Source organism: Moraxella sp. CTOTU47579, assembly GCF_032004885.1.
Lineage (GTDB): Bacteria > Pseudomonadota > Gammaproteobacteria > Pseudomonadales > Moraxellaceae > Faucicola > Faucicola tetraodonis.
In genome coordinates this window covers 151,826-177,327 of the sequence record NZ_DALZOJ010000001.1, presented here as the reverse complement: position 1 = coordinate 177,327, position 25,502 = coordinate 151,826, and the positions used below count along the sequence as shown (strand labels likewise).

26 protein-coding genes are annotated in these 25,502 nt (G+C 43.5%); 10 read left to right on the top strand and 16 right to left on the bottom strand.

What is annotated here, in order from left to right; genetic code table 11:
• Positions 1–94: 94 nt before the first annotated feature.
• Positions 95–1,075 (top strand): pirin family protein, encoded by a 981-nt coding sequence (locus RTP55_RS00795; protein ID WP_096488839.1) that lies wholly within the window; start codon positions 95–97, stop codon positions 1,073–1,075.
• A 67-nt stretch (positions 1,076–1,142) separates the two neighbouring features.
• Here RTP55_RS00795 and ppnP read toward each other — a convergent pair whose 3' ends face one another.
• The gene (gene ppnP / locus RTP55_RS00790) at positions 1,143–1,430 is read right to left on the bottom strand and encodes a pyrimidine/purine nucleoside phosphorylase (RefSeq protein ID WP_036597446.1); all 288 of its coding nucleotides are present in this window, start codon (positions 1,428–1,430) and stop codon (positions 1,143–1,145) included.
• 254 nt (positions 1,431–1,684) lie between these two features.
• Here ppnP and RTP55_RS00785 point away from each other — a divergent pair, with 254 nt between their 5' ends.
• Positions 1,685–3,028, top strand: a complete 1,344-nt coding sequence (locus tag RTP55_RS00785; protein WP_312383454.1) for a lytic murein transglycosylase — start codon at positions 1,685–1,687, stop codon at positions 3,026–3,028.
• Between the two features lie 49 nt (positions 3,029–3,077).
• Here the strand turns inward: RTP55_RS00785 and RTP55_RS00780 are convergent, their stop codons facing one another.
• Positions 3,078–4,010 carry an NAD(+) kinase gene (locus RTP55_RS00780; RefSeq protein ID WP_050324375.1) on the bottom strand — a complete coding sequence of 311 codons (933 nt, stop codon included), beginning with the start codon at positions 4,008–4,010 and terminating at the stop codon, positions 3,078–3,080.
• 201 nt (positions 4,011–4,211) lie between these two features.
• On the opposite strand from RTP55_RS00780, the gene RTP55_RS00775 reads away from it, so the two are divergent.
• Positions 4,212–4,931, top strand: coding sequence for a Bax inhibitor-1/YccA family protein (locus tag RTP55_RS00775; protein WP_007116760.1), 720 nt, complete (start codon positions 4,212–4,214; stop codon positions 4,929–4,931).
• Between the two features lie 58 nt (positions 4,932–4,989).
• On the opposite strand, the gene pdxH is transcribed toward RTP55_RS00775, so the two are convergent.
• From pdxH to cysS, 5 genes are all read right to left on the bottom strand, one after another.
• Positions 4,990–5,649 carry a pyridoxamine 5'-phosphate oxidase gene (gene pdxH / locus RTP55_RS00770; RefSeq protein ID WP_312383450.1) on the bottom strand — a complete coding sequence of 220 codons (660 nt, stop codon included), beginning with the start codon at positions 5,647–5,649 and terminating at the stop codon, positions 4,990–4,992.
• 25 nt (positions 5,650–5,674) lie between these two features.
• The gene (gene glmM / locus RTP55_RS00765) at positions 5,675–7,030 is read right to left on the bottom strand and encodes a phosphoglucosamine mutase (RefSeq protein WP_239742166.1); all 1,356 of its coding nucleotides are present in this window, start codon (positions 7,028–7,030) and stop codon (positions 5,675–5,677) included.
• A gap of 183 nt (positions 7,031–7,213) precedes the next feature.
• Positions 7,214–8,680: an IMP dehydrogenase gene (guaB, locus tag RTP55_RS00760; protein WP_076776743.1), complete on the bottom strand. Its 1,467-nt coding sequence runs from the start codon at positions 8,678–8,680 to the stop codon at positions 7,214–7,216.
• Positions 8,681–8,894: 214 nt separating this feature from the next.
• Entirely contained in the window at positions 8,895–9,320 is a 426-nt protein-coding gene (locus tag RTP55_RS00755; RefSeq protein WP_007116765.1) for a YqaA family protein, read from the bottom strand.
• Entirely contained in the window at positions 9,321–10,769 is a 1,449-nt protein-coding gene (gene cysS, locus RTP55_RS00750) for a cysteine--tRNA ligase (RefSeq protein ID WP_312383447.1), read from the bottom strand.
• A gap of 107 nt (positions 10,770–10,876) precedes the next feature.
• Here cysS and RTP55_RS00745 point away from each other — a divergent pair, with 107 nt between their 5' ends.
• The 4 genes from RTP55_RS00745 to RTP55_RS00730 are packed head-to-tail and all read left to right on the top strand — an operon-like array spanning position 10,877 to position 13,726.
• Positions 10,877–11,470 (top strand): cob(I)yrinic acid a,c-diamide adenosyltransferase, encoded by a 594-nt coding sequence (locus RTP55_RS00745; RefSeq protein WP_007116767.1) that lies wholly within the window; start codon positions 10,877–10,879, stop codon positions 11,468–11,470.
• 56 nt (positions 11,471–11,526) lie between these two features.
• The gene (locus tag RTP55_RS00740; protein ID WP_312383445.1) at positions 11,527–12,243 is read left to right on the top strand and encodes an ABC transporter ATP-binding protein; all 717 of its coding nucleotides are present in this window, start codon (positions 11,527–11,529) and stop codon (positions 12,241–12,243) included.
• A complete protein-coding gene (locus tag RTP55_RS00735) occupies positions 12,240–13,058 on the top strand; it encodes an ABC transporter permease (RefSeq protein ID WP_312383443.1) in 819 nt (272 codons plus the stop codon). Before RTP55_RS00740 ends, RTP55_RS00735 begins: the two co-directional genes overlap by 4 nt.
• Before the next feature lie 41 nt (positions 13,059–13,099).
• Positions 13,100–13,726, top strand: a complete 627-nt coding sequence (locus RTP55_RS00730; RefSeq protein WP_007116770.1) for a LysE family translocator — start codon at positions 13,100–13,102, stop codon at positions 13,724–13,726.
• Between the two features lie 2 nt (positions 13,727–13,728).
• Here the strand turns inward: RTP55_RS00730 and RTP55_RS00725 are convergent, their stop codons facing one another.
• From RTP55_RS00725 to RTP55_RS00715, 3 genes are read right to left on the bottom strand one after another with little or no spacing between them, the layout of a single operon-like run.
• Positions 13,729–14,457 (bottom strand): sulfite exporter TauE/SafE family protein, encoded by a 729-nt coding sequence (locus RTP55_RS00725; RefSeq protein WP_007116771.1) that lies wholly within the window; start codon positions 14,455–14,457, stop codon positions 13,729–13,731.
• A gap of 56 nt (positions 14,458–14,513) precedes the next feature.
• Positions 14,514–15,812, bottom strand: a complete 1,299-nt coding sequence (locus tag RTP55_RS00720) for an adenylosuccinate synthase (protein ID WP_309595987.1) — start codon at positions 15,810–15,812, stop codon at positions 14,514–14,516.
• A gap of 57 nt (positions 15,813–15,869) precedes the next feature.
• Positions 15,870–17,165, bottom strand: coding sequence for an ATP phosphoribosyltransferase regulatory subunit (locus RTP55_RS00715; RefSeq protein ID WP_312383440.1), 1,296 nt, complete (start codon positions 17,163–17,165; stop codon positions 15,870–15,872).
• A 303-nt stretch (positions 17,166–17,468) separates the two neighbouring features.
• Between RTP55_RS00715 and RTP55_RS00710 the strand changes: the two genes are divergently transcribed.
• The 3 genes from RTP55_RS00710 (at position 17,469) to corA (ending at position 20,156) form a co-directional block, all read left to right on the top strand.
• Positions 17,469–18,062 carry a glutathione S-transferase N-terminal domain-containing protein gene (locus RTP55_RS00710; protein WP_159374606.1) on the top strand — a complete coding sequence of 198 codons (594 nt, stop codon included), beginning with the start codon at positions 17,469–17,471 and terminating at the stop codon, positions 18,060–18,062.
• A gap of 44 nt (positions 18,063–18,106) precedes the next feature.
• Positions 18,107–18,490, top strand: a complete 384-nt coding sequence (locus RTP55_RS00705; protein ID WP_065252584.1) for a DUF2237 family protein — start codon at positions 18,107–18,109, stop codon at positions 18,488–18,490.
• Positions 18,491–18,995: 505 nt separating this feature from the next.
• Positions 18,996–20,156 (top strand): magnesium/cobalt transporter CorA, encoded by a 1,161-nt coding sequence (corA, locus tag RTP55_RS00700; RefSeq protein ID WP_312383646.1) that lies wholly within the window; start codon positions 18,996–18,998, stop codon positions 20,154–20,156.
• Between the two features lie 93 nt (positions 20,157–20,249).
• Here the strand turns inward: corA and RTP55_RS00695 are convergent, their stop codons facing one another.
• The 6 genes from RTP55_RS00695 to ilvC all read right to left on the bottom strand — a co-directional run bounded on the left by RTP55_RS00695 (position 20,250) and on the right by ilvC (position 25,457).
• On the bottom strand, positions 20,250–20,885 hold the full coding sequence (locus RTP55_RS00695; protein WP_312383437.1) for a hypothetical protein: 636 nt from the start codon (positions 20,883–20,885) through the stop codon (positions 20,250–20,252).
• Positions 20,886–21,092: 207 nt separating this feature from the next.
• Positions 21,093–22,025 carry an electron transfer flavoprotein subunit alpha/FixB family protein gene (locus RTP55_RS00690; protein ID WP_050324358.1) on the bottom strand — a complete coding sequence of 311 codons (933 nt, stop codon included), beginning with the start codon at positions 22,023–22,025 and terminating at the stop codon, positions 21,093–21,095.
• Positions 22,026–22,108: 83 nt separating this feature from the next.
• Positions 22,109–22,858: an electron transfer flavoprotein subunit beta/FixA family protein gene (locus RTP55_RS00685; protein WP_219331180.1), complete on the bottom strand. Its 750-nt coding sequence runs from the start codon at positions 22,856–22,858 to the stop codon at positions 22,109–22,111.
• Positions 22,859–23,327: 469 nt separating this feature from the next.
• On the bottom strand, positions 23,328–23,540 hold the full coding sequence (locus RTP55_RS00680) for a cold-shock protein (protein WP_007116781.1): 213 nt from the start codon (positions 23,538–23,540) through the stop codon (positions 23,328–23,330).
• A 212-nt stretch (positions 23,541–23,752) separates the two neighbouring features.
• The gene (locus RTP55_RS00675; RefSeq protein ID WP_312383436.1) at positions 23,753–24,292 is read right to left on the bottom strand and encodes a hypothetical protein; all 540 of its coding nucleotides are present in this window, start codon (positions 24,290–24,292) and stop codon (positions 23,753–23,755) included.
• 148 nt (positions 24,293–24,440) lie between these two features.
• Complete coding sequence (gene ilvC / locus RTP55_RS00670) at positions 24,441–25,457, bottom strand: ketol-acid reductoisomerase (protein WP_007116783.1); 1,017 nt, start codon at positions 25,455–25,457, stop codon at positions 24,441–24,443.
• Positions 25,458–25,502 lie beyond the last annotated feature (45 nt).

The following is a 25,502-nucleotide window of genomic DNA, read 5'->3' as shown; positions in this document are numbered from 1 at the left end:
TAGTTAATATTTACAATAACCAATATAATGTAATTTATACTTGAAAATAGCCTTTTTGCTCCTATAATTATAGTTATCAATAAGGAGAAAAATCATGGCCATGCAAAATAGCAAGCAAAATAGCAATAAAACTTACCGACAAGTCGACAAAATTCATGCCGCCCCACGCCCCCATTGGGTGGGTGATGGTTTTCATGTCAACCCGATGTTCAATCACATGGTGGGTGATAAACGCACCGACCCTTTTTTAATGCTCGACTATGCAGCAAAACAATATTTTGAACCCAATGCTCAAGCCCCTCGCGGTGTCGGACAACATCCACACAAAGGGTTTGAAACGGTAACTATCGCCTATGCAGGTGAAGTCTCTCACCGTGATTCTAGTGGCGGTGGCGGTACTATTAAGACAGGTGACGTGCAATGGATGACGGCAGGCAATGGCGTGATTCATGAGGAATTTCACTCCCCTGAATTTAGCCAAGCAGGCGGTGATTTTAGTATGGTACAGCTTTGGGTCAATCTACCTGCCAAAGATAAAGCCACGCCTGCCAAATACCAACATCTTGCCAATGATGACATGCCTGTGGTCAGTCTACATGATGATGAAGGACTGCATGCAGGACAAATTAAGGTAATTGCTGGGGAGTTTACCCCTACTGTCAATACCCAAGCTCCTCAGCAGGGTGACAATAAGGCACGCGGCATTGGCACGACTTTTACCCCTATTAACTTGTGGGATATCAGTATTGAACCCAATCGCTCCATAGAAGTCGCGATTTCTCGCACTCACAATTTGTTGTTATTGTCGATGCAAGGCGATGTTATCATCAACGCCGATCACGACCAGCAAGCACACGCCAATCAATTAATCACTTTTGAGATTGAAAGTGGCGAGACGGGCGACGATTTTGTACGCTTAACGGCGGGCAAAGCGGGAGCGAAAATCTTGCTGATGAGTGGTGAACCGATTAATGAGCCGGTGGTGGGTTACGGACCCTTTGTGATGAATAGCCAAGCCGAAATCCGTCAAGCCATCTTAGATTTTAATGCAGGAAAATTTGGCGGTATTCAATAAATTTTTCGGCTAAAAAAAAGCGATATCATGGATTTGATATCGCTTTTTTATTACTTATTTATCTTGATTATTTATCTTGGTAGGTGCAAAGATAAGCCGTTTCTTCGTCAATTTTGACTTTGAATTTTTGGTTGGCATCGACAGTAAAGGTTTCATTGGCTTTAAAAGTTTGCCAGTCAGTTTGGTTTGGCAATAGTGCTGAGATAGCCCCGCTAATGACGGTCATGGTTTCAAATTGACTTGTGCCAAATTCGTATTCGCCTACTTTCATCACACCCACGGTCGCAGGTAGGGTGGCTGTTTGAAAACCGATTGATGCCACATTGCCATCAAAATATTGATTGACTTTTAGCATAGTTACTCCTCAAAATTAGCTACTATAAACCGATTATCATAAACTTTTTTGACCAATTATCAATCCTATTTTCCAAAAAATGCTGGCAAAACTGCCAAAATCTGGCAAATACTTTTACCGCAATTTTTGTAGTATTTTTATATCAATTATTCCTTAACAATTAAAATTTCCTATTTTTGTGCTATATTCAATTTTTTTACCACAGTTGTTATGTTTGTACGCATTTGGCTTGTATTAATTGAGGTTATTGCTCTATGTATGTTAAATATTCGTCGTCTATCGTTGCTTTATCGCTCTGTTTGTCGCATCGTTTTGCTGGTCAAAAACTGGCATTACCTGTCAGTTTAGCGGCATTGTTGGCAGCTTGTTCATCAGCACCTATTCAAACCCAACCCCAAAAATTACCAGGTACGTTGCCGACTGCCCCTGTGGTCATTACAGTACCCCCGAAGGTCACGCCTGTGCCACCTGTGACTGTTCCAACCAATCAATACAGCAGCTTCTATCAGTGGAAATCGGATTTTATTGAACGCGCTGTGCAAAAAGGTTACCCCCGTGCTGATGTTGAACGCTTGCTGTCTAGTGCCAACTATAGCGAGCAAGTGGTGTCACTGGATAAAGGACAGCCCGAATTTGCCAAAATGCCTTGGGAATATATCGATGGTGCCGCGTCGAGTGGTCGTGTCAGTGGGGGTCAGCGCAATTTTGCCAGCCAAAGCGCGCTACTTGATCGCATTGAAAATCAGTATGGTGTGCCGGCCTCTATTGTGACTGCCATTTGGGGCATGGAATCTTCTTACGGTCAAGGCACAGGCAACTCATCACTGGTCAATAGTTTGGCGACCCTGGCATATGATGGTCGCCGCCGCAGTTTTGCAGAGGATCAGCTACTAGCGCTGTTGTCGCTGCTTGAGCGTGGTGATATTGATTGGTCGCAACTGCGCGGCTCTTGGGCAGGTGGCATGGGACATACCCAATTTATTCCCAAAACTTGGTTAGATGAAGCAGTAGATGGCAATGGTGATGGTCATCGTAACCCTTGGCATACAGCTGATGCGTTAGCTTCTACCGCAAGCTATCTTAAAAATGCCGGCTGGCAGCGTGGTATGGGCTCGTACTATGAGGTACGATTACCAAATGGTTTCGATTATCGCCAGGTCAGTACCAAAAAAACCATGGCAGACTGGCAAAATTTAGGTGTTCAATTTATCACCCCAAATGCGCCCATGGATGCGCTGGCAGAATTGTGGCTCCCTGCAGGTAAAGAGGGTCCTGCGATTTTATTAACCAAAAATTTTGATGCCATTAAGGTATACAATAATTCCTCCAATTACGCCATGGGGGTAAGCTTACTTGCCAAAGCCATTATCGGGCAGCCAGGTTTACAGCAATCTTGGCCGCGCTATGAGCAGCCACTTGCTACTTATGAAGTACGCCAACTTCAACAGCGTTTGACGGCAATGGGCTATGATACTAAAGGGTCAGATGGCGTCGTAGGCACCAATACCAAATTAGCATTTCAGCGCTGGCAAGCCGACCACAACCAAATCCCAGATGGATTTATCTCAAAACGCTCGGCAAGCGGGCTGATTAATTAATGCATTTATTCATAAAAAAGCCACCGAATGATTCAGGTGGCTTTTTTATTTAATTATCCATACTAAATTCTTCAGCGTAGCTATTCCAACCAAGTTTGGTACGGCAAGCTTCAAAAAAATCCACCCCAGGTGGGTGTAATAACGTGAGTTTGTTCGGATGCTTGTGAATCACTAAACGCTGGTTTTGGTTAAGCGGCACCGATGGTTTCCCATCTGCACTCACCATCGGCTGGGTGCGGTTATCTTTATGGATGCGGATTTTGATTTCGCTGTTGCCGCTGACCACAATCGGGCGGCTTGATAAGGTATGTGGATGCATAGGCACCAGACAAATGGCATCCATACTAGGATGAATAATCGGCCCGCCACCTGATAGCGCATAAGCGGTGGAACCCGTCGGTGTGGAGGCAATCAGACCATCACTGTGCTGACGATAGACATTAAGCCCATCAATTTTTAAATGAAAATCTAGCATATGCACTGACTTGCCTGCATGCAGCACAATGTCATTTAGCGCCATATCTTCATAAATCACATGTGCACCTTGACGGATTTCCATCTTTAGCAAGAATCGATCTTCAAGCTGATAATGACCTTGTAAAATACTGGTCAATTTTACGTTTAAATCATCAGGATAAATGTCAGTTAAAAACCCTAAACGTCCGCGGTTCACCCCCACTACTGGCACTTTGTGTTTGACGAGTACTTGCGCCGCATGTAGCAGCGAGCCATCACCACCGACCACAATGACCAAATCACAAGCACCGCCGAGCAAACTACGCTCAATCGTAGCAATCTCGCCTAGGCGTGCAAAATCTAATGCCGGCAACCGTGCCGTTTGATGGTCAATTAATAAAGGCAACCCTTGCTCATGAAAAAAGTCACAAATTTGGTAGATACTTTGAATGACACTTGGCTTGTTGGCACGACCCATAATGCCGATACGCCCAAAGGCAGGATTGGGAATAAGTGTGGACGTCATAGCAGAAAATTAACTGATAAAGATTGAACTATTTTATCACAGCTTACTGGCTCACGTTATGCCCAATCAGTATTTTATATTACAAAATTGCTAACCTTCGTTGTGCAGTTAATGTATACAAACTCATTGCTATTTGCTAATTTAAGGTAATTAACATATAGCTAAATTTTGAAATTTTTTAACGCTTGGGAGCAAATTTTTATGGCAAATCCGATTATATCTCGCGCTGAACTTGCGGTTAGCACGACACCGATGACGGTCAAAGGGGTTATCCGAAAAACCTCTTTTCTGTTAGGTTTGACGACCTTATCGGGTGTTGGTTTTTTTGGCTATTGCCTAGCTAGTGGCGTCACTTCAGGTTTTGTTAGTGTAGCAGCTTTAGCCAGTATCTTGGTGGCTTTTGTATTGAGTATGGTGATTATCTCAAAACCCCACATAGCTAAAACATTGGCAATTCCCTATGCAATTTTAGAGGGCATCGTGATTGGCGCGATTTCCCTGTTTGCGAGTATTAAGTTTCCCACAGTTGCTCCGACGGCGTTGGTCGCAACTTTTGTAACCGCTGCAGTGATGCTGGCACTTTATCGCAGTGGCGTAATTAAAGTCACCCAAAAATTTCGTTCTGTGATGATGTCCGCTGTGATTGCTATTATGCTGGTGTATCTGGTACAAATCGGGTTTAGCCTATTTGGTAGCTCACTGCCGTATTTGTTTAGCGGTGGCGTGGTGGGTATTGGTTTTAGCTTGCTGGTGATTGTGATTGCATCACTGAGCCTGTTATTAGATTTTGATAGTGTTGAGCGAGCCTATGCCGCAGGGGTGGATGAAAGCTATGAATGGGTACTAAGCGTTGGTATCTTATCAACGCTGGTGTGGATGTATATTGAATTTGTGCGTTTACTACGTTCCCTACAAAACTAAGTTTTATCAAATAAAAGAACACGGTTTAAAGTACCGTGTTTTTTTTATGGCTTGTAGTTTAAGGTAATAGTCTTTCCATCACCCATTGCTCGTCATTTAGCGAATAGACGATGCGGTCATGCATACGATTGGCTCTACCCTGCCAAAATTCGATTTTTTCTACCGTCAACAGATAGCCACCCCAAAATTCTGGTAAAGGGATTGGGTTGTCCCCATACTGCACAGTTAATTGGGCAAATTTGTCTTCCATTACCTCGCGGCTAGCAACCACACTGCTTTGTGGTTCGCTGACCCAAGCAGCTAATTGGCTATCACGGGGACGGCTATGAAAATACTGAGCGGATTGTTCACGGCTAACCTTTTGTACAGCGCCGGTAAGACGGATTTGTCTTTCTAAGCTTGGCCAAAAAAATAATGCTTCAGCATTGGGGTTGGTCGCCAAATCACAGCCTTTGGCACTGTCGTAATTGGTATAAAACACGAGGCCAATGCCCGTGTTATCCAATTGGATAATTTCACGCATCAGTAAAGTGCGCACACTTGGCTGCCTATCACGTCCACAAGTCGCCAGTGAAAACGCATACGCTTCTCCTTGCTTGCTATCAATCGCTTGCTGCACCCAAGTTTGTAGCAAGCCAAACGGCTGCTCCGGCAAGTGTGATTCGATAAGCTCGCCTTGTTCATACGATAATCGTTGACTGGTAAAATCAATACTCATTTTTTATCCTTATGAAATGTCAACTTTACGCCATCACTTGGCGTACTTTTTCAGCAAGTTCATTGGCTAGCATATCGCACTCAATCTCATCATCGCTTTCGACCATCACCCGAATTAATGGCTCTGTACCTGATTGACGAATCAGTAAACGACCCCGTCCTGTCAATTTTTCTTCGGCAGCTTTAAACGCATTTGCCAATTCTGGGAAGGTATAGGGATCTTGTTTTTGCGCCAATCTGACATTGACCAATTTTTGTGGGAGCTGGGTATAACCCTTCATCAGCTCTGATAATGATTGTTTGCTCTGCGCCATCACCGCAAGCACTTGTAGACCTGCCACAATGGCATCGCCCGTACTGGCTTTATCTAGCGTTAAAATATGACCCGATGACTCACCGCCCAGTACCCAGCGATTTTTCTCAAGCCCTTGCATGACATAGCGGTCGCCAACTTTGGCGCGCTCAAAGGCAATGCCCGCTTTATCAAACGCTAATTGCAGACCCATGTTGGTCATCAAGGTACCTACCACGCCATCGACTTGTTGCTCTGCTTGGGTGGCTAAAATATATAAGATGCCGTCACCATCAACCAACTCGCCTTTTTCGTTGACCATGATGATACGGTCGCCATCGCCATCTAAAGCAATACCCACTTGGGCATCATGGTCAAGCACCGCTTGTTGCAAGTTTGCCGGATGGGTAGAGCCGACATTGTCGTTGATATTAATGCCATCGGGTTTATCGCCAATGGCAATTACGCTAGCACCTAACTCACGTAATACACGGGGTGCGACGCTGTATCCTGCGCCATTGGCACAGTCAACGACAATTTTTAGGGCATTTAAATTTAGGTTGTAGGGGAAAGTGCCCTTACAAAACTCGATATAGCGACCTTTGGCATCCTCCACACGATAACTTTTGCCTAGCGCTTCTGGGGTGTCAATGACGACATTGATATCTTTAATTTCATCGATTTTTTCATTGATGGCTTGCTGAATTTCATCTGACAGCTTTTTGCCTTCATTGGAGAAAAATTTGATACCGTTGTCATAAAACGGATTGTGGGATGCGGATATCACCACGCCCGCATCAGCGTGAAAACTTCGGGTCAAATGCGCGATGGCAGGGGTTGGAATAGTGCCTAGCATATGCACATCCACCCCTGCAGCGTTAAATCCTGCTTGCAGACAGGCTTCAATAACATAGCCAGAGAGTCGCGTATCTTTACCAATGACGACATTGGGACGATGATTTTCGTTCGGGGCTGCTTGGTTGGCTAGCAACACTTTACCCGTGGCATAGCCTAGTTTGATTAAAAACTGCGGATGTATCGGAAATTCCCCAAACTTACCACGAATACCATCAGTACCAAAATAACTCATTTAATTCTCCTTTGTCGCCCGTTGTTGTTATTACAATATAAAATTTTAGCATAGCAAAATTTCACGCATGTTGCGACATCTGTTTGTTTTTATGGGTGCTGGCACAACACATTACTTTAGCCTATAAATTGGGCATAAAAAAACTGGGTATTTAACCCAGTTTTAGCGCAATCAACCTATCACTTAGTTTACACGGTAATTCGGTGCTTCTTTGGTGATTTGCACGTCATGTACGTGAGATTCTTTCATACCTGCCGAAGTCACACGCACAAACTGTGGTTTGCTACGCATTTCTTCAATATTGGCACAGCCTGTATAACCCATTGACGAACGTAAACCACCGGCTAATTGGTTGATAATACCGTTCATTGGACCTTTGTAAGGGACGCGACCTTCAATACCTTCAGGTACCAATTTTTCTACCCCTTCTTTGGCGTCTTGGAAATAACGATCGGATGAACCGTTTTGTCCTGACATCGCACCCAGCGAACCCATACCACGATAGGCTTTGTAGTAGCGACCTTGGAATAGTTCAACTTCCCCTGGCGCTTCTTCAGTACCTGCAAGTAGCGAACCGACCATGATAGAAGAGGCGCCTGCAGCTAAAGCTTTTGCCATATCGCCTGAAAAACGGATACCACCATCGGCTATCAGTGGAATGTCATTTTTTAGCGCATCAGCCACGTTGCTAATCGCTGAAATTTGCGGCACGCCAATACCTGCGATGATACGTGTGGTACAGATAGAGCCCGGACCGATACCCACTTTGACCGCATCAGCACCCGCATCACGCAACGCTAGTGCCGCATCAGCGGTGGCGATATTACCGCCAATCACTTGGATGTTTGGATAGTTCTTTTTCACCCAAGCCACGCGATCGATAACGCCTTTTGAATGACCATGTGCGGTATCTACGACAATCACGTCCACATCGGCAGCGATGAGCGCTTCAACGCGGGCTTCGGTATCTGCGCCCGTACCCACTGCCGCGCCAACACGTAAGCGACCTTTACCATCGCGGCAAGCATTTGGGTTGTTTTCAGCTTTGGTGAAATCATTGACAGTAATCAAGCCTTTTAATTGAAAATTGTCATCCACAACAATCACTTTTTCGATGCGGTGTTCGTGTAGCAAACGTTTAATATTCTCTGTCGGCTCGCCTTCTTTGACTGTCACCAATTTTTCTTTTGGGGTCATGATATTGCGAACAGGCTGGCTTAGATTATTTTCAAAACGGATATCACGGTGGGTGACGATACCCACGACTTGGTTACCTTCTACCACAGGCACACCGCTGATTTTGTTTTCTTTGGTAATACGAAGCAATTCGCCAACACTGGTATCAGGTGATACGCTGATAGGATCAACAACGGTACCAGCTTCAAATTTTTTCACCCGGCGTACTTGCATGGCTTGTAAATCAATGTCCATGTTTTTGTGCAAAATACCCATACCGCCAAGCTGGGCAATGGTAATCGCCATTTGCGATTCAGTCACAGTATCCATCGCGGCAGATACGATGGGTAAATTTAGCTCAATACCGCGTGTCAAACGGGTTTTTAAATCTACCATTTTAGGCAAGACTTCAGAATAAGCAGGTAGTAGCAGCACATCATCAAAGGTAAGTGCTTCATCAACGATTCGTAACATAAAGACCTCGGAGCAGTTAAGAGTAGTTAAATAGTAATTTAAATTTTGTCGTGGTGAAAAATTTGACAGCCAAAAAACCGCAAAAGGCTGAACAGTTCCCTGCCCAGCCTTTGGATTTAGCGTGTTGTCATTGGTATATTCAATTGACACCATCGTTTAGTTTTTGATTAACCGTCTATTTTAGATAAAAAACATGTCTATTGCAATCATTTTTCTAAATTACACCGAGATAAAGCGCATATAAGCTTACATAGCGGGCGGTCTTGGCAATCGTCACCAACAGCAAAAAGCGCCAAAACCGTTCACCGAACACACCGGCAAACAACGTAATCGGATCACCGATCATGGGTGCCCAGCTAGCAAGCAATGACCAAAACCCATATTTTTGATAGACACGCTTGGCTTTGGCAAGCTTGACAGCCGATACCGGAAACCAAGGCTTGTCATAAAAGCGGTCGATCTGACGCCCAAGCCAAAAATTGACACACGAACCCAATACATTACCAACGCTTGCCACCACCAATAGCAGCCAAGCCTTATAGTGTCCCTTGGCCAATAAGGTGACAAGCACCGCCTCAGATTGCATGGGCAATAGGGTTGCCGAGCCAAAGGCGGCTAACCATAGGAACCAATAAGCCAATTACACGCGGCGCCAAGTCGTGCCATTTTTACCGTCTTCTAGTTCAATGCCTTGTGCTTTTAGGTCACTGCGGATTTGGTCGGCTTTGGCAAAGTCTTTGTCCGCTTTGGCTTGCTTGCGCGCTTCGATGAATGCTTCAATCTCGCTATCACTTAACCCGGCCGTTTCGCCCACTTTCGCTTGTAAAAAATCGGTTGGATTAAGCTGCAAGATATTGAGCGGTTGTGCCAAATCTTTTAGCAATGTTGCCAATGCTAGCGCCTGGGCATTGCCTTCAGCGGTTTCGAGATTGACCGCTTTGTTGATTTCACGCGCTAGACTAAATAATACGCTCACCGCCCCTGCACTGTTAAAATCATCGCACATGGCTTGATTAAAAGGGGTTTCAAATGGGGTTTTATCAATCTCACCCGCTGGTTGGGTCAGGTTTTCTACAGATTTTAAGACTTGATACAGACGCGTGAGGCTAGTTTGGGCTTCTTTAAGCGCGCTATCCGAGAAATTCACTGGACTGCGATAATGACTCGATAAAATAAAGAAGCGAATGGTCTCTGGGTGAAACTGCCCCATCACATCGCGAATGGTAAAGAAATTACCCAGTGATTTTGACATTTTCTCACCGTCAACATTGATAAAGCCCACGTGCATCCAGTTGTTGGCATAGGTTTTACCGGTTGCGCCTTCAGATTGGGCAATTTCGTTCTCGTGGTGCGGAAATTGCAAATCATGCCCGCCGCCGTGGATATCGAAGGTATCGCCCAAGCAGCAGGTACTCATCGCCGAGCATTCGATATGCCAACCTGGGCGACCCATACCCCAAGGCGATTGCCATTTGGTCTCAGATGGCTCTGTTTGTTTGGCAGATTTCCACAATACAAAGTCAAACGGATTTTTTTTGTCTGTCTCAACATTCACCCGCTCACTGGCACCCGCTTGCATATCGGATAGGCGACGTTTTGAGAGTTTGCCATACTCAGCAAAATTTTCGACCGCATAATAGACATCGCCCGTTGCGCCTTGATAGGCTAACTTTTTGCTTTCCAGCGTTTGGATTAGATGTTGCATCTGTGGGATAAAATCCGTGGCTTTTGGCTCACTGTTAGGACGCTCACAGCCCAGATTATCAGCATCTTCATGCATGGCTTTGATAAAGCGGTCTGTCAACTGATAGATACTTTCGCCATTGTCCTTAGCACGGTTAATAATTTTGTCATCAATATCGGTAATATTACGCACATAGTTGACATCATAGCCAATATGACGCAGCCAGCGCACAACCACGTCAAAGCCGACCATGACCCGTGCATGACCAATGTGGCAATAATCATACACCGTCATCCCACATACATACATGCCAACTTTGCCTGCTTCTAAGGGCGTGAATGGGCGTTTTTGTCCACTCATCGAGTCATATATGGTAATCGGCATGGGCTGTGTCAGCTGGGTCATGGGATAGTCACCTGTGCAAGTTGGATAAAAAAGACAATCGGTTATCATACCGAAATTTTGTTAAAAGTGCTATGATTTGGCATATTTCACACTTTAAGGTCTCTATAATGGGCAATCGATTATCAAAGATTTACACCCGAACGGGCGATGACGGCACCACTGGCATGGCGAATGGTTCACGGGTGTCTAAGGCAGACTTACGCTTTGACGCCATGGGCAAAATTGACTTATTAAACTCCCAAATCGGTTTATTGCGGGGCTATCTTAGTCAAGATAACCATACTCAAAATAGCCAAAACCAACCTAACCATTCCCAATTTGATGCTAAGCTAAGCCGCTTGCAGCACCAGCTTTTCAATCTAGGGGGTGAACTTGCTATGCCCGAATACCGCGGGATTTTGGCAGAGTATGCGACAGAGCTGGAAAATCAAATTGATGAGTGGAACACCCATTTACCACCCCTCAAAGATTTTATTTTGCCTGCAGGCACCATTGTGACTAGCCAAGTGCATATCGCTCGCTGCTATTGCCGAGACGCTGAGCGCCTACTCGTGGCATTAAATTCGCGGGATGATAATGTCTCACCAATTAGTCTGCAGTTTATCAATCGTCTATCCGATTGGCTGTTTGTATTGGCGCGCGTCGTTGCTCGGTTGGATGACGGTCAAGAAGTGCTTTGGGATAAAGCCACCCTGTCATAACTCTATCACGATACTTTAAAAACGCTATCCGTTAAAAACACCATACTTAAAAAGCCATGCTGCAATTTGACCAACTGTCCTACCAAATCGACCATCGAACACTCGTCAATCATGTTTCAGGTGAAATCCATGACCATGACTTTATTGTCATCACAGGACAGTCTGGCAGTGGCAAATCGTTACTGCTAAAGCTATTAGCAAGCCTATTACCTAAGTCAGCAGGTCACATTACCTTAAACGGCAAAAATTTGACCGATTTGACGCCGGCTATTTGGCGCTCACAGGTTGCCTATATTGCGCAACTAAGTGAGATGATTGAGGGCAGCGTCTTAGACAACTTGAGCCTGCCCTTTAGCTTTGCACTTTATAAAGACAAAAAAATCGATGTATCTTGGCACGAGCAGCAGCTAGTTAACCTTGGCAAATCACCGCAGTTTTTACAGCAAGATAGCCGCAGCTTATCGGGTGGCGAAAAACAGCTCGTCAATTTATTACGCACGCTACAATTGCACCCGACCATTTTATTACTCGATGAGCCTACCGCCTCCCTTGATGCCACCACCACCCAGCAAGTCGAAACATTGATTAACCACTGGTATCAGTCCACCCCCAATGCCACCGTCGTGTGGATCAGCCATGAGCCGACCCAAATTCAGCGCTTATTGGCGATTGGCACTAGCCACTGGACGATGGCTGATGGTCAATTAAGCAATCACAAGTTAACGGTGGATAGCAAAGCACTCGCATCCGTATCACAAGGCAATCAGCCATGATGATGTTAGCCATCACCATGCCCGCTATCTCCTACCTACAAGTAGCGCTGGCAAGCCTGGCATTATTACTGGTGATGGCAATCAGTGTTTGGTTGAAACTGGGTATCGTCAAATCCCTGCTCATTGCAAGTTTTCGCACGGTGGTTCAACTAAGCTTAATTGGACTGGTACTTGCGTGGATTTTTGCCAGAGAGCAATGGTATGAAGTGTTGGCAATTTTGACTTTTATGTCGATTATCGCTAGTATCGCTGCCAAAAATCGGGTTAAAAAGCCTTATCAAGGTTTATTTTGGGATACGGCGTTGGCGGTGTTTGTCAGTAGTTGGGTGGTAGCTATATTTGGTGGTGGGTGGGTGCTGTCAGACAACGCAGCTACATGGTTTCGTCCGCAAGTCATGATACCGTTATTGGGGCTGATTTTAGGTAATTCATTGACCGCTGTCTCACTCTCTATGAACCAACTTGTCAGCAGTTTTCATCGCGAACAAAGTATGATTAATACCTATTTGGCATTGTCCGCCACGCCTTGGGAAACCGCAAAACCCTATGTCATTGCTGCCATTCAAAATGGTATCACACCGACGATTAACAGCATGATGGTGGTGGGGTTAGTGAGCTTGCCGGGTATGATGACAGGACAAATTTTGGCAGGCGCAGACCCGCACCAAGCCGTGCTTTATCAAATTATTACCCTGTTTTTAATTGCCACCAGCAGTACATTAGGGTGTACAATAGCGACTTTGCTGATTTTTCGACGGTTTTTTAACCCGGAGTGGCAGTTTGTCATTCCACCCACTGCTAACACTTCTCATTAACCGTTAATTGGCTATCTTTCATTTATTTACTAAAAATTCTAATGACCCTGCAAAATTTCTTATTTTTTTTAATCAGTACTTGCCTTATCTCGGCAGCGCCTGGCTCTAATATGCTATTAGCGTTCCAATTTGGTGTCAATTATGGCATCAAAAAAACCCTGTGGACGTTGGCAGGGCTGAGCATGGGTTTATTTATTTTATTGACAACGTCACTGTTAGGGCTAGGGCTTATCAGTACCAACGCGCCTGTTTTACTGACCATTATCAAAGTCGTGGGCGCGCTGTATTTAGCCTATCTTGGGATAAAATCTTGGCGCCAAGCTGACAGCGAATTGCACAGTGACCAGTTACAGGTGATACCGACCCCCGCGCAACTGTTTAAAACAGGGATTTGGGTGTCGTTGTCCAACCCCAAGGCGATTTTGTTTTTTGCCGCATTTTTCCCCAAATTTATCAACTTTTCCGCGCCTCTACTGCCGCAATACCTCATGCTCACGGTGGGTTTTTTTATGATTGAGATAACTTGGCAACTGGTTTATACCATGAGTGGCAAAAAACTGTCGGATTGGCTGCAATTTGGCAATCGCTTGATGTGGCTTAATCGCTTATGTGGCTTGATATTTATTATCATCGCCATCGCGCTTATTACTGAGATTTTTTGGCATTAGGTTCAAAAAAAATAGTGACGGGCGATATCGACAATCAATTTGAGCGCTATGAGGGTGAGTAGATACGGCAGGATTTTTTCTAGCCAGTCTAAACGGATTTTATGGCGCAGTCGGGTACCAAGCCATGAGCCTACAGTTGCCATGATGACCATCATCACTAGCAATTGCCAATAATCGGCAAACACAAATCCCATCGCCACATAAACTATCAATTTAGCGGTATGCACCACCGTCATCATCAAGGCGCCCGTAGTAACGACGACATTGTTATCATCATAGTACTTATTGAGCATGGCGATATTGAGCGGACCCGGTGTGCCAACAAACACGCCCAAGCCCGTTTGTGCAAATCCTACTAAAAAGAAACTTTCAAAACGGCGAATCACTCGGTTAAAAGTGCTTGACCAAGTTATTAGTAAGATATAAATGCCGATAAATAACGGAATAAGCTCTAAATGGATAAAGCGAACTAACACGCCAAATACCAACAGTCCCGTCAATGAGCCCGCCAAAAATTGCCAAAAATAGGTAAAGTCTAGGGCATCCCGACCAAACCAAGCGCGCGTGGCATTACTGACAAGCTGGGTCACGCCATGCACTGGCACAATCGCTGCTGCAGGCACAAAAAATGGCATCAGTCCAATGAGTATCATGCCGCCGCCCACGCCTGTGATAGCGGTTAGAGCAGAGGTTAATAAATTGGCTAAGGCGAGTAAGCTATCATTCAGCATTTTTTACCCTAAAATAAAAAACCCGACATCACATCGGGTTTTTTGATGAATAAGGGTTAGGCATCGTACGGGTCGCGTAGCACGATGGTTTCGGCACGGTCAGGACCTGTTGAGATAATGTCAACGGGACACTCGATAAGCTGCTCAATGCGCTTGATATAAGCTTTGGCATTTTCAGGTAGCTTGTCATACTCTGTCACGCCCACGGTGCTCGTTTTCCAGCCTGGCAAAGTTTCATAGATAGGTTTCACGTTCTCGTAAAACTCCGCATCGCTAGAGCCGCAAACTTCCCCACTTGGCAACTCATAACCTGTGCAGATATTGAGCTGTTCAAGGTCATCTAACACATCAAGCTTGGTCAAGCAGATACCAGATAGGGAGTTTAGTACCACAGCACGGCGTAGAATCGCTGCATCAAACCAACCACAACGACGGGCGCGGCCCGTGGTAGCACCAAATTCTTGACCCACAGTACCGATGTGCTCACCGATATCATCAAATAGCTCAGTTGGGAAGGGACCCGCCCCCACGCGTGTGGTGTAAGCTTTGGTGATACCCAATACGTAGTCAAAGTACAAGGGTCCAAGACCGGTGCCCGTCGCCACGCCGCCAGCTGTGGTATTTGAGCTGGTAACGAAGGGATAAGTGCCGTGGTCAACGTCAAGCAACGTACCTTGCGCGCCTTCAAACATTAAGTTTTTGCCTTCTTTGCATAGCTTGTCAAGCTCGCCCGTCACATCAGCCACCAAGTCTTTTAGCGCATCACGCCATTCTTCTGCCAGCTTTAAGGTCGCCTCAAAATCGACTGCGTCCACCCCATAGTATTGGGTCAAGGCAAAGTTATGGAACTCAAGGTTAGTTTTTAGTTTATCGGCAAAGTCAGCTCGCAACAAATCAGCAAAACGCAATGCACGGCGCGCTACTTTATCTTCGTACGCAGGGCCGATACCACGACCGGTCGTGCCAATTTTGTTGTTGCCGCGTTTGACTTCACGGGCTTGGTCAAGCGCTACATGTTGTGGCATGATAAGTGGGCAGTTGGGTGAAATACGGAGTCGCTCACGCACAGGCACGCCTGCTTCAACCAGTGATTGCATTTCTTTCAATAGCGCGTCTGGGGCTAGCACCACACCATTACCGATATAGCAAGTGACGCCTTCACGTAGAATACCCGATGGAATCAAATGTAATACGGTTTTTTTACCGCCAACGACTAAGGTATGACCGGCATTATGACCGCCTTGATAGCGCGCCACCGCACTGGCTTTTTCAGTCAATAAGTCAACGATTTTGCCTTTACCTTCATCGCCCCACTGGCTACCAAGGACAACGACGTTTTTTCCCGTATGTTTCATGATAAGTCACCTTTTATCAAAGTAATTGCTAAAAACAAATTTACAACAGCTTAAAAATTAATTTTCTGCCAAATGCTCTAAGTACCAAACCCCATTCGCTACTTGCAAGCGATGGGTGGTTTGCTCAGGTTCATCGGTTTCATCCAGCGCAATCATCACCCGATGCCCTTCTTGGCGTAGTGAGTCAATCGCTTGTTTGAGCGCTGGCGCATCAGGATGATTGGGTACATGTAAAATAGTTTGTACATGGCTATAAGGTACCACGGTAAAAGGCTGCTCATGTACCTGGATATGATTTTGCCAACGGTTTAGCTCGCAGCTAAAGCCAACGCCGGAACGCACGGCATCGGTATTATCAACTTCATGATGAAAATGGTTGCTAAAACGACCACCACGAATCAGCGGCAATGACTCATCTGCCACGTACACATTAAAGACAACGCCTGTATGATAGTGATATCCCAATCCTGTGACATCGACACTGACGTTGGCATCCCAGTGGTCTTCAAGATAGCTCACCAAATAAGTCAAATCAGACAAGGCTTTGGCAATGATAGCATCGTGTTTGGCTTGACTTGAGAGCCGTTCGCTCAGTTTTTGCAAGTCATTACCTGCCTCGCCTAGCACATAAAAATCGTTGGCAAGTTCGCCAAACTGGCTCATTTTGCTGGTCAAAAGTTTCAGCTCAGGTAACGCTTTATTGGCATAGAGCTCAATGAGTTTTTCTTGCAGATACGTAGGTACACTGGCAAGCTGGCAAAGCTGCTGAAAAATCGCCACATGACCAATATCAATATGCGAGCGTGCAATCACATCCGTGCTATCTAACAAGGTAAATAGCACATCTAATAGCTCCACTTCACTGGCTAGTGAGTCGGTACCAAAAATCTCAGCCCCCAACTGTAGCGGGGTGCGCGAACCAAATAAGCCCTTTGGCATGGTATAGATTACATGCCCTGCATAACAATAGCGGGAAATTGATTTTGATGGGTTACTAGTGTCTTGATTATTGTGTAGACGCGCATCAATCCGCGCAATTTGTGGGGTGATATCTGCGCGTACCCCCATGAGCCGACCGGTTAGCTGATCAATGATTTTAAAAGTTTGTAATTTAACATCTTCAGACGCATAGCCGAGCAAGCTTTCGGTATATTCAATCATAGGCGGGCTAATAAATTCATAGCCATGGCTGATTAAAATACGGGTCAATTGATAACGCAGGGTTTCTTGCTTTACCGCTTCGGTTGATAGTAAGTCGACAACCCCATCGGGTAATAGCCAAGTATTTTTTGTATTAAGATAAAAAGCAGACTGATTTGCCACATTTGTGGAATTTGATGCTAAATTTGACACAATAAATCCTAAGGATGATTAAATGATATATCACTAGACATGACAACAAGCGGCCATATGAAAACATAGACCATGAATTACCATGTAAAATCATAGAATAATCGATGAGAAGGGCACTTACAAAAATAAAATAAGCAAAGAATAAAATAAGGGCACTTTTCCTTTTCATTGTATCATAGCTTCACTGGGGTTAGGCATTTTTTTATTGCCCAATTTTTTATGCTAAACTCCTATAAAATTTTTTGAAACTTATTTATTAAAACTTACAGCCATGCAACCAGTATAGGGAAATCCAATTCACCCATGAAACTCTTTGTCTCAACTACTTCCCCTTTCGCCCGTCTCGTGATGGTCGCCTGTTTACGCCAGCAAATCGATGCCGAGCTTATATTTGTCATGCCTTGGGAAAACCCACAAGAATTATTAGCGGTCAACCCTTTTAGCCAAGTACCTGCCCTGCTCACCGATAATCAATTACTCATCACCGAAAGCAGTGTGATTTTGGCGCATCTGATGCCGCAAATTTTCGCTGATGAAAAATCTGCCGCTTTAACAAGCCTGAGCCTTGGCATTATCAATCAAGCTGTTCGCGCCTTTGCCACCGAGCGCTTTCAGCCAGCAAGTGCTGCCCCACATCCATTTATTGAGCGCTCAACTAGTCTATTGTCGAATTTACTCCCCAATGCACCACAGCTCGATGCACAAAGCGATGCGCTCGGCCAAATCTTTTTTGGCATTGCCTTAGGGTATTTAAAATTACGTTTGGCTGAGGTGTTTGACAAGGCAGTCACTGAGGCAAACAAAGCGGCACTGGAGCAATTTTATCAGCGAGATTTTATGCAAAAAACTCAGAGTACTGCTTTAGAAAAACTACCAACATCTATCTCTCAACTTTAGCCAATCATCCATCTAGCCCAATCAAAACGTAAAAAGAGCTCACTATGTCCTATCATCCAAAAGCTGAATTAAACCAAACCAATGTACTGGGTACCGCACTAGCGAGTTGCTGTTTTGACCCGTTAACAGGTTATTATCGAAATGGTTTTTGTCATACTGGCGCTGGTGACGTCGGCTTACACACGGTTTGCGCCAAAATGACCCGGGAATTCTTGGAATTTTCTGTTGCCAAAGGCAATGATTTGGTGACGCCTTTACCCGAATTTGGTTTTCCAGGGCTGCAGCCCAATGATTTTTGGTGCGTGTGTGCCCTGCGCTGGGTGGAAGCATTGGATGCGGGGGTTGCGCCGCCACTAAAGCTTGCCGCATGTCATGAGAGTCTATTAGAGTTAGTGGATATAGAGACACTGCAGCAGTATGCTATTTAAGCCGATAGTGAAAAAATGACCGTTGCTAAGCCTATGGTTAACGAGATTAATCTAGGTTTTAGCGGTCTGTCACGTATAATTATCTTGAGATTGTCATTTTTCACTGTTATCATTATCCATCTAATTTTAGCCGTATGATTGCATTGTCAATGCATGACTTCTTTTTTATTCGTTTAAAAATCACTGAGAATTACAAAATAGCAAGAACACACAGGCGCATTTGCCTACTTTGATGTTTACTTGCTGTTTTGTGGTTGCTACCTTTTAGTACTTTGATAACGACTGGACACATTTATTCGATCTGATATAACTCTTTCAAATCGTGATAGCGAGGTTTTTGGTTATGACGCCACCCCACCAAAACAAAAATTTATCTGAACGCAGCGACGATTTATTAGAGCACCCCACTCAGACGACCCAGCGCGTAACGCCGCCTTTAGCCTCAGCGCTTAATCCGCCACATGATATGTCTGCAGATGCTTTTACCCTTGCCAATGCGGATTTCATGTATGATGAAATCACTGATGAAGAACTCGATTTGCACGGTGATGATAGTTATATCTATGGCGAAGATTATGATGATGATGGCACTGTCGAAGTCTATGCACCGACCGATGTACCACCCCCTGAGTACAACCCTGAAGCTGAAATCACCGAAGATCGCTTTAAAGGGAAAAATGAGATTGCCAACTGCTTTGCCTACTCTCGTAAATCTGGGGAAAAAATCGGCGAGATTGAACTTGATGATGTGCGCCGCGAATTATCCAACAACAACGTATTTGTTTGGGTAGGACTGCATGACCCAAGTATCGAAACCATTCGAGAAGTCCAAGAGGCATTCGACTTACACGAACTTGCCATTGAAGATGCTTTCGCTGAGCATCAACGCGCCAAAGTTGAAAGCTATGGTAATGATAGCGTGTTCGTGGTGGTACGAACCGCCAAATTGACCGAAAACACCATTCGTTATGGCACTACGGCTATCTTTATGGGCAAGCAATATATCATCACTATTCGTCAAGGTGCCTCTCATAGCTACCAAAGTGTGCGAGATTTTTGCCATCGCCGACCAGAAAAATTACGCCTTGGACCCATCTTTGTGCTGCACGCCATCTTAGACTTTATCGTCGATAACTACTTACCTGTCACTGAAAAATTAGGACGTTATTTGCGCGAGCAAGAACGGGAAATTTTCTCTGAAAACTTTAACAAACATACGCTGCGGAATTTGTATGAATTAAAATCACAGCTCGTACATATGCGTGCTGTCATCTTACCCGTACAAGATATCTGTAATTTTTTTATCAATCATAAAAAGACTGATTTAATTCCAAGTTTTCCTAGCCAAGCCAAACCGTATTTTCGCGACGTCAATGACCATCTACTGCGTGCGCTCGATGCGGTCAATGGACTTAACGAAATGCTCAGTGTTGCCATGGATACTTACATGGCAGTGGTCAATATGGGTCAGAATGAGGTGGTACGAAAACTTGCCGCTTGGGCAGGTATACTCGCGGTTCCGACTGCCGTCGCAGGGATTTATGGGATGAACTTTGAAAATATGCCTGAACTAAAAATGCATTATGCCTACTATATTTTGTTGGCATTTATTTTGACCATTTGTTTCACGCTTTACTATCGATTTAAAAAGGCAGGTTGGTTGTAACTTTACCGATAGACTTTAACCATAAAAACTTAATAGATAATGCTGTTAAGCTTTTTTTATTGCGCTATTCATTTATCAATGACAAATAATTGTCTACACATCAATTAAGTTAAACAGCTCATCAATTTCTTCTTTCAAATGGTACATTTCAGTGTCATTCCATTTTTTGGATAAATGGCTGATGGGCAAAATTACACAGTGTAAATCGCGATAAGTAATGGCATTAAAAGTATTTCTCACCAGAATTTTATTGGCTTCTCGCTCAAAATATTTAATTACATCAATATTTTGGGTAATGACTAAAACAGGTTTGAGAATACTATATAGCCAATCAAATATATGTGTGTGTTTATGCTGAGGACTTAATAAAGTCTTTTTGGGGGTGATAACACTATAAAGATAAGTTTCAATCACAGGATGATTTGAGATTTCATCAATCAAATTTTGCTGAAATATATGGTTGCGATTCCACTGCAAATCATCATTGTAGCTAGCGATGTCATAATGTTCAGCAAACGATTCACGATCAAACCCTATGTCATCATGCCAAATATCGGCATCAAACACGTCTAAATTAACTTCGCGCGCAGGATTGTAGCCGACCATCATGATTTTGCAATCAAGGGGCGACCCTGAACAGATGAAGGGACGCACTTTCACATTGTCTAGTTGCTGCTCGCTAAGCCGCTGCTGCATCTCTATACGGAATTTTTTTAAATCCATTTTCACAATTTATTCCCAAAAAATTTACTACCAATAAAATCCCATAATTTTTATTATATTACCTAGTCGCTATACAACAATCAATATACTTTTAGCGATAATTAAGTCACTGCTTAATGAGTAAATAGCAAATAAAAAAACCTCAAAAAGCATGAGGTTTTTTTATATTTATCGCCTATATATTTATCGCTTAGTAGCTGATGATAGCGGCAATTACAATTTGCTAGTTAATTCTGGCAAGACTGTAAAAATATCACCTTCTAGGAAATAATCAGCCACTTGAGAGATAGGCGCTTCTGGGTCATTGTTGATGGCAACGATAACTTTTGAATCTTTCATACCTGCCAAATGCTGAATAGCACCTGAGATACCTGCGGCGATATATAGGTTTGGCGCAACAATTTTACCCGTTTGACCCACTTGTAGGTCGTTTGGCACATAACCTGCGTCAACTGCCGCACGTGATGCACCCATCGCAGCACCTAGCTTATCAGCGAGTGGCTCAATATATTTGGTGAAGTTTTCACCGCTGGCTAATGCACGACCACCTGAAACAACAATTTCTGCAGCCGTTAATTCTGGACGATCAGATTTTGCTAACTCTTCACCGACAAATTTTGATTTGCCCGCATCTTCGCCTGCGCTTACTTGTTCTATGCTGGCTGCGCCGCCTTCTGCTGCCGCTGCATCAAATGCAGTGGTACGAACGGTGATGACTTTTTTGCTTTCAGTATCTTTAACCGTTGCAATGGCATTGCCTGCGTAGATTGGACGCTCAAATGTCTCTGCATCAATCACAGCGGTTACATCAGTTAGCATATTTACGTCTAACAAAGCGGCAACGCGTGGTAAGAAGTTTTTACCTGTTGTTGTCGCTGGTACCACGATATGGCTATAATCACCTGCAAGCGATACCACGAGTTTAGCAACATTTTCAGCCAGTTGATGTTCAAAAGCAGCATTACTTGCGCAAAGCACCTTTGATACACCTGCTACTTTAGCAGCTTGTTCTGCCACGGCTTCACAGCCAAGACCTGCAACTAATACAACAATATCGCCACCGATTTTGCTTGCTGCCGTTACGGTGTTGAGTGTTGCTTTTTTCAGCTCTTTATTGTCATGTTCTGCATATACTAAAATTGCCATGAGATTTTCCTTAATATTTGATAATCGCTATCGTTAAATGACGAATTAAATTGAAGGTAGTTAAATGATTAGATAACTAATAATTAGATAACTTTAGCTTCGTTTCTTAATTTATCGACTAACTCGTCAACCGATTTAACTTTAACACCCGCTTTACGCTCTGCAGGTGGCGTTACTTTTACGATTTGAATGTTACTAGCGGTAGAAACACCATAATCTTCTGGTTTTTTCTCTTCTAATGGTTTTTTCTTCGCTTTCATGATGTTAGGCAGTTTGGCATAACGTGGTTCATTTAAACGTAAATCAGTGGTGATAACCGCAGGTAAAGATAACTGAACAGTTTGTAAGCCCCCATCGATTTCACGTGTTACGTTGACGCTACCACCTTCAACTTTTACTTGTGATGCAAAGGTTGCTTGACCCACGTCTAGTAATGCCGCTAGCATTTGACCTGTTTGGTTGTTGTCATCATCAATCGCTTGTTTGCCTAGTAAAATGATATCGGCAGCTTCAGCTTGTGCAATCGCTTTCAGAATTTTTGCCACTTGTAGTGGACGCACAGTGTCGGTAGTTTCAACTAAAATACCACGATCTGCACCCAGTGCCATTGCACCACGGATTTGTTCTTGTGCTTCTTTTGGTCCGATAGATACAACAACAATTTCAGAGACCACGCCCGCTTCTTGTAGGCGTACAGCTTCTTCAACAGCAATCTCGTCAAATGGGTTTACAGACATTTTAACATTGGTTAAGTCAACACCAGTGTTGTCCGCTTTTACACGAACTTTTACGTTATAGTCAACTACACGTTTAACAGCAACTAATGCTTTCATACGTTCCTCGTTTGTTATATGAATTAAAAAAGGAGGATAAATCCAAGTATCCCCAGTCATGATAAAATGAACATCCTATTCTTGTTAACTTAAACTAGCTTGGTGAGCTAATTTAGCAAGCTAAAAAGAATAGTTATACTGTGAATACTCACAATACCCATTATCTTCGTTAATAATATATGTTGCGATAACTTACCCAACAAATCAAGAAAATCCTATGAATTTTAAGTCATAAAAAAATGGTTGGAAAACATCAAAAATTCTTGAATTTTTCGAATATATCATAACTAAAATAATTAGGGAAATTTTTTAACTAAATATTCAACATACAATGTCTTGTGGTTGATATAAACATTGAACACAAAAAAAACGCGCAAAAAAAAACAACCTATCGTCCGGTTGTTTTTCTTTATTGCAAGCTAATTAAGATAAGCAGTTAATAAACAAACAATTAAGCTTGTAGTTATTATTATTGTGCTTCGATTTGTTCGGCTTGTGGGCCTTTTTGACCTTGGCTCAATACGAAGCTCACACGTTGACCTTCTTTAAGTGTTTTAAAACCTGAACCTTGGATTGCACTGTAATGAGCAAAAACGTCTTGACCGCCATTGTCTTGAGCGATGAAGCCGAAACCTTTGCTTTCATTGAACCATTTTACAGTACCAGTAGCTTTATCTGACATAAAAAATCCTACATTAAAAATTAACTATGTTATCTATAACGCTTGCAATTACTTGGGTAAATACAGGGTGTTATAAATTGTCATCGCCAAAAGTTTGTTAAGTGTATTTTAGCGAATAATCACAGTATAGCCTAGTTTTAGCGTTTCACCTACTATTATTTAAATTTTTTTACCACAAAGTTACAAATAAAAAGGGATTTAAATTGACTTTATTAAGCTAGATTAAAGGCGATAACACCGTTCATCAACATATTGATAAATATCGCAATGCTGGTCACCGTAATCACCAGTGAAAATGATAGGCTATAGTCCATATATTTGATGGGCATACTCATATCATCGACATCTTTAATATCGCCCGCCTGGTCTTTGAGTAGATAAAATCCATAAATCCAACCAAATATGCTATACAGAATATAGGCAAATGGCACGACTTTGGCAATGCTACTAAATGCACCATAATATACGGCGACCACGGATACCATGAGCCACACGGTTTCTAATATGGAGCTCACGCTAAATAACTTTGATTGCGGCAATTTTCCTAAGTTTTTCTTCAAAACTATGGATTCATAGGCAATCAGTAGGGCGACAATTAACGTACCGACCAGATAAATTGCTTGCCAATTTAACGTATAGCTATCCCCCATCAGGTAATTCAAAGGATTTGCCAATGCAGGCAAAGCACTCATACCGCTAAAAGTGTGTAAAAAAGTTGCAGTCGACAACTGCCAAACAGACGCTATATTCAAAACAAATCTCATAAACTTTATATCGATACCCATTATTTTATACTAAAAAACCCTGTCTATGTAACTTTACACAGCGCAGGGTTATTTTGACTTTATTGTTTTTACCAATTGGGTATGATGCCATTGGTAAAACTAACTGGGTGCAAAACTAGTTTTTCTCTTTGTCGATGATCTTACTTGAGGTGATCCAAGGCATCATACCGCGAAGTTTGGCACCTGTTTTTTCGATTTCATGCTCAGCGGTTTGACGACGGCGCGCTGTCATTGATGGATAACCTGACATACCTTCAGCGATAAACATTTTTGCATATTCGCCTGATTGGATACGTTTTAGGGCATTACGCATCGCTTCACGTGATTGATCGTTAATAACTTCTAAACCTGTCACGTATTCACCGTATTCTGCGTTGTTACTAATTGAATAGTTCATATCAGCAATACCGCCTTGGTACATCAAGTCTACAATCAATTTTAATTCGTGTAGACATTCAAAGTACGCCATTTCTGGGGCATAACCTGCTTCAACCAAGGTTTCAAAGCCCATTTTGACCAGTTCAACCGCACCACCACAAAGTACCGCTTGCTCACCAAATAGGTCCGTTTCAGTTTCGTCTTTGAACGTTGTTTCGATGATGCCTGAACGACCACCGCCGACGCCCATCGCGTAAGATAACGCCACTTGTTTGGCTTGACCAGAGGCATCTTGGTAAACGGCGATTAAGTCAGGAATACCGCCGCCTGTGGCAAATTCGTTACGCACGGTATGACCCGGTGCTTTTGGCGCAATCATGATGACGTCTAGGTCTTTGCGTGGTACCACTTGGTTGTAATGGATTGAGAAACCATGGGCAAATGCAAGCGTGGCACCTTGTTTGATGTTTGGCTCAATCACGTCATTGTATAATTGTTTTTGGAATTCGTCAGGGGTCAAAATCATGACTAGGTCGGCTTGCTTGACTGCTTCTTCTACTTCAGCCACTTTTAGACCGGCATTTTCTGCTTTTTTCCAAGATGATGAATCTTTACGAAGACCTACGGTGACATCAACACCGCTGTCTTTTAGGTTCAATGCGTGCGCGTGACCTTGTGAGCCATAGCCGATAATCGCAACTTTTTTGCCTTGGATGATTGATAGATCACAATCTTTATCATAAAAAATGTTCATAACTATTTCCTTGTGTAAAAAACAACTACTATTAAAAGGTTGGTA

What these genes read in the sequence shown, in the direction of transcription:
- RTP55_RS00795 (WP_096488839.1), top strand. Translation starts at nt 95, where the DNA reads ATGGCCATGCAAAATAGCAAGCAAAATAGCAATAAAACTTACCGACAA.
- RTP55_RS00745 (WP_007116767.1), top strand. Translation starts at nt 10,877, where the DNA reads ATGGGCAATCGATTATCAAAGATTTACACCCGAACGGGCGATGACGGC.
- RTP55_RS00690 (WP_050324358.1), bottom strand. Translation starts at nt 22,025, where the DNA reads ATGGCAATTTTAGTATATGCAGAACATGACAATAAAGAGCTGAAAAAA.
- pdxH (WP_312383450.1), bottom strand. Translation starts at nt 5,649, where the DNA reads ATGAGTATTGATTTTACCAGTCAACGATTATCGTATGAACAAGGCGAG.
- RTP55_RS00730 (WP_007116770.1), top strand. Translation starts at nt 13,100, where the DNA reads ATGACCCTGCAAAATTTCTTATTTTTTTTAATCAGTACTTGCCTTATC.
- RTP55_RS00685 (WP_219331180.1), bottom strand. Translation starts at nt 22,858, where the DNA reads ATGAAAGCATTAGTTGCTGTTAAACGTGTAGTTGACTATAACGTAAAA.
- corA (WP_312383646.1), top strand. Translation starts at nt 18,996, where the DNA reads ATGTATGATGAAATCACTGATGAAGAACTCGATTTGCACGGTGATGAT.
- ilvC (WP_007116783.1), bottom strand. Translation starts at nt 25,457, where the DNA reads ATGAACATTTTTTATGATAAAGATTGTGATCTATCAATCATCCAAGGC.
- ppnP (WP_036597446.1), bottom strand. Translation starts at nt 1,430, where the DNA reads ATGCTAAAAGTCAATCAATATTTTGATGGCAATGTGGCATCAATCGGT.
- RTP55_RS00785 (WP_312383454.1), top strand. Translation starts at nt 1,685, where the DNA reads ATGTATGTTAAATATTCGTCGTCTATCGTTGCTTTATCGCTCTGTTTG.
- RTP55_RS00680 (WP_007116781.1), bottom strand. Translation starts at nt 23,540, where the DNA reads ATGTCAGATAAAGCTACTGGTACTGTAAAATGGTTCAATGAAAGCAAA.
- RTP55_RS00720 (WP_309595987.1), bottom strand. Translation starts at nt 15,812, where the DNA reads ATGAAACATACGGGAAAAAACGTCGTTGTCCTTGGTAGCCAGTGGGGC.
- guaB (WP_076776743.1), bottom strand. Translation starts at nt 8,680, where the DNA reads ATGTTACGAATCGTTGATGAAGCACTTACCTTTGATGATGTGCTGCTA.
- RTP55_RS00710 (WP_159374606.1), top strand. Translation starts at nt 17,469, where the DNA reads ATGAAACTCTTTGTCTCAACTACTTCCCCTTTCGCCCGTCTCGTGATG.
- cysS (WP_312383447.1), bottom strand. Translation starts at nt 10,769, where the DNA reads ATGACCCAGCTGACACAGCCCATGCCGATTACCATATATGACTCGATG.
- RTP55_RS00735 (WP_312383443.1), top strand. Translation starts at nt 12,240, where the DNA reads ATGATGATGTTAGCCATCACCATGCCCGCTATCTCCTACCTACAAGTA.
- RTP55_RS00775 (WP_007116760.1), top strand. Translation starts at nt 4,212, where the DNA reads ATGGCAAATCCGATTATATCTCGCGCTGAACTTGCGGTTAGCACGACA.
- RTP55_RS00705 (WP_065252584.1), top strand. Translation starts at nt 18,107, where the DNA reads ATGTCCTATCATCCAAAAGCTGAATTAAACCAAACCAATGTACTGGGT.
- glmM (WP_239742166.1), bottom strand. Translation starts at nt 7,030, where the DNA reads ATGAGTTATTTTGGTACTGATGGTATTCGTGGTAAGTTTGGGGAATTT.
- RTP55_RS00780 (WP_050324375.1), bottom strand. Translation starts at nt 4,010, where the DNA reads ATGACGTCCACACTTATTCCCAATCCTGCCTTTGGGCGTATCGGCATT.
- RTP55_RS00725 (WP_007116771.1), bottom strand. Translation starts at nt 14,457, where the DNA reads ATGCTGAATGATAGCTTACTCGCCTTAGCCAATTTATTAACCTCTGCT.
- RTP55_RS00740 (WP_312383445.1), top strand. Translation starts at nt 11,527, where the DNA reads ATGCTGCAATTTGACCAACTGTCCTACCAAATCGACCATCGAACACTC.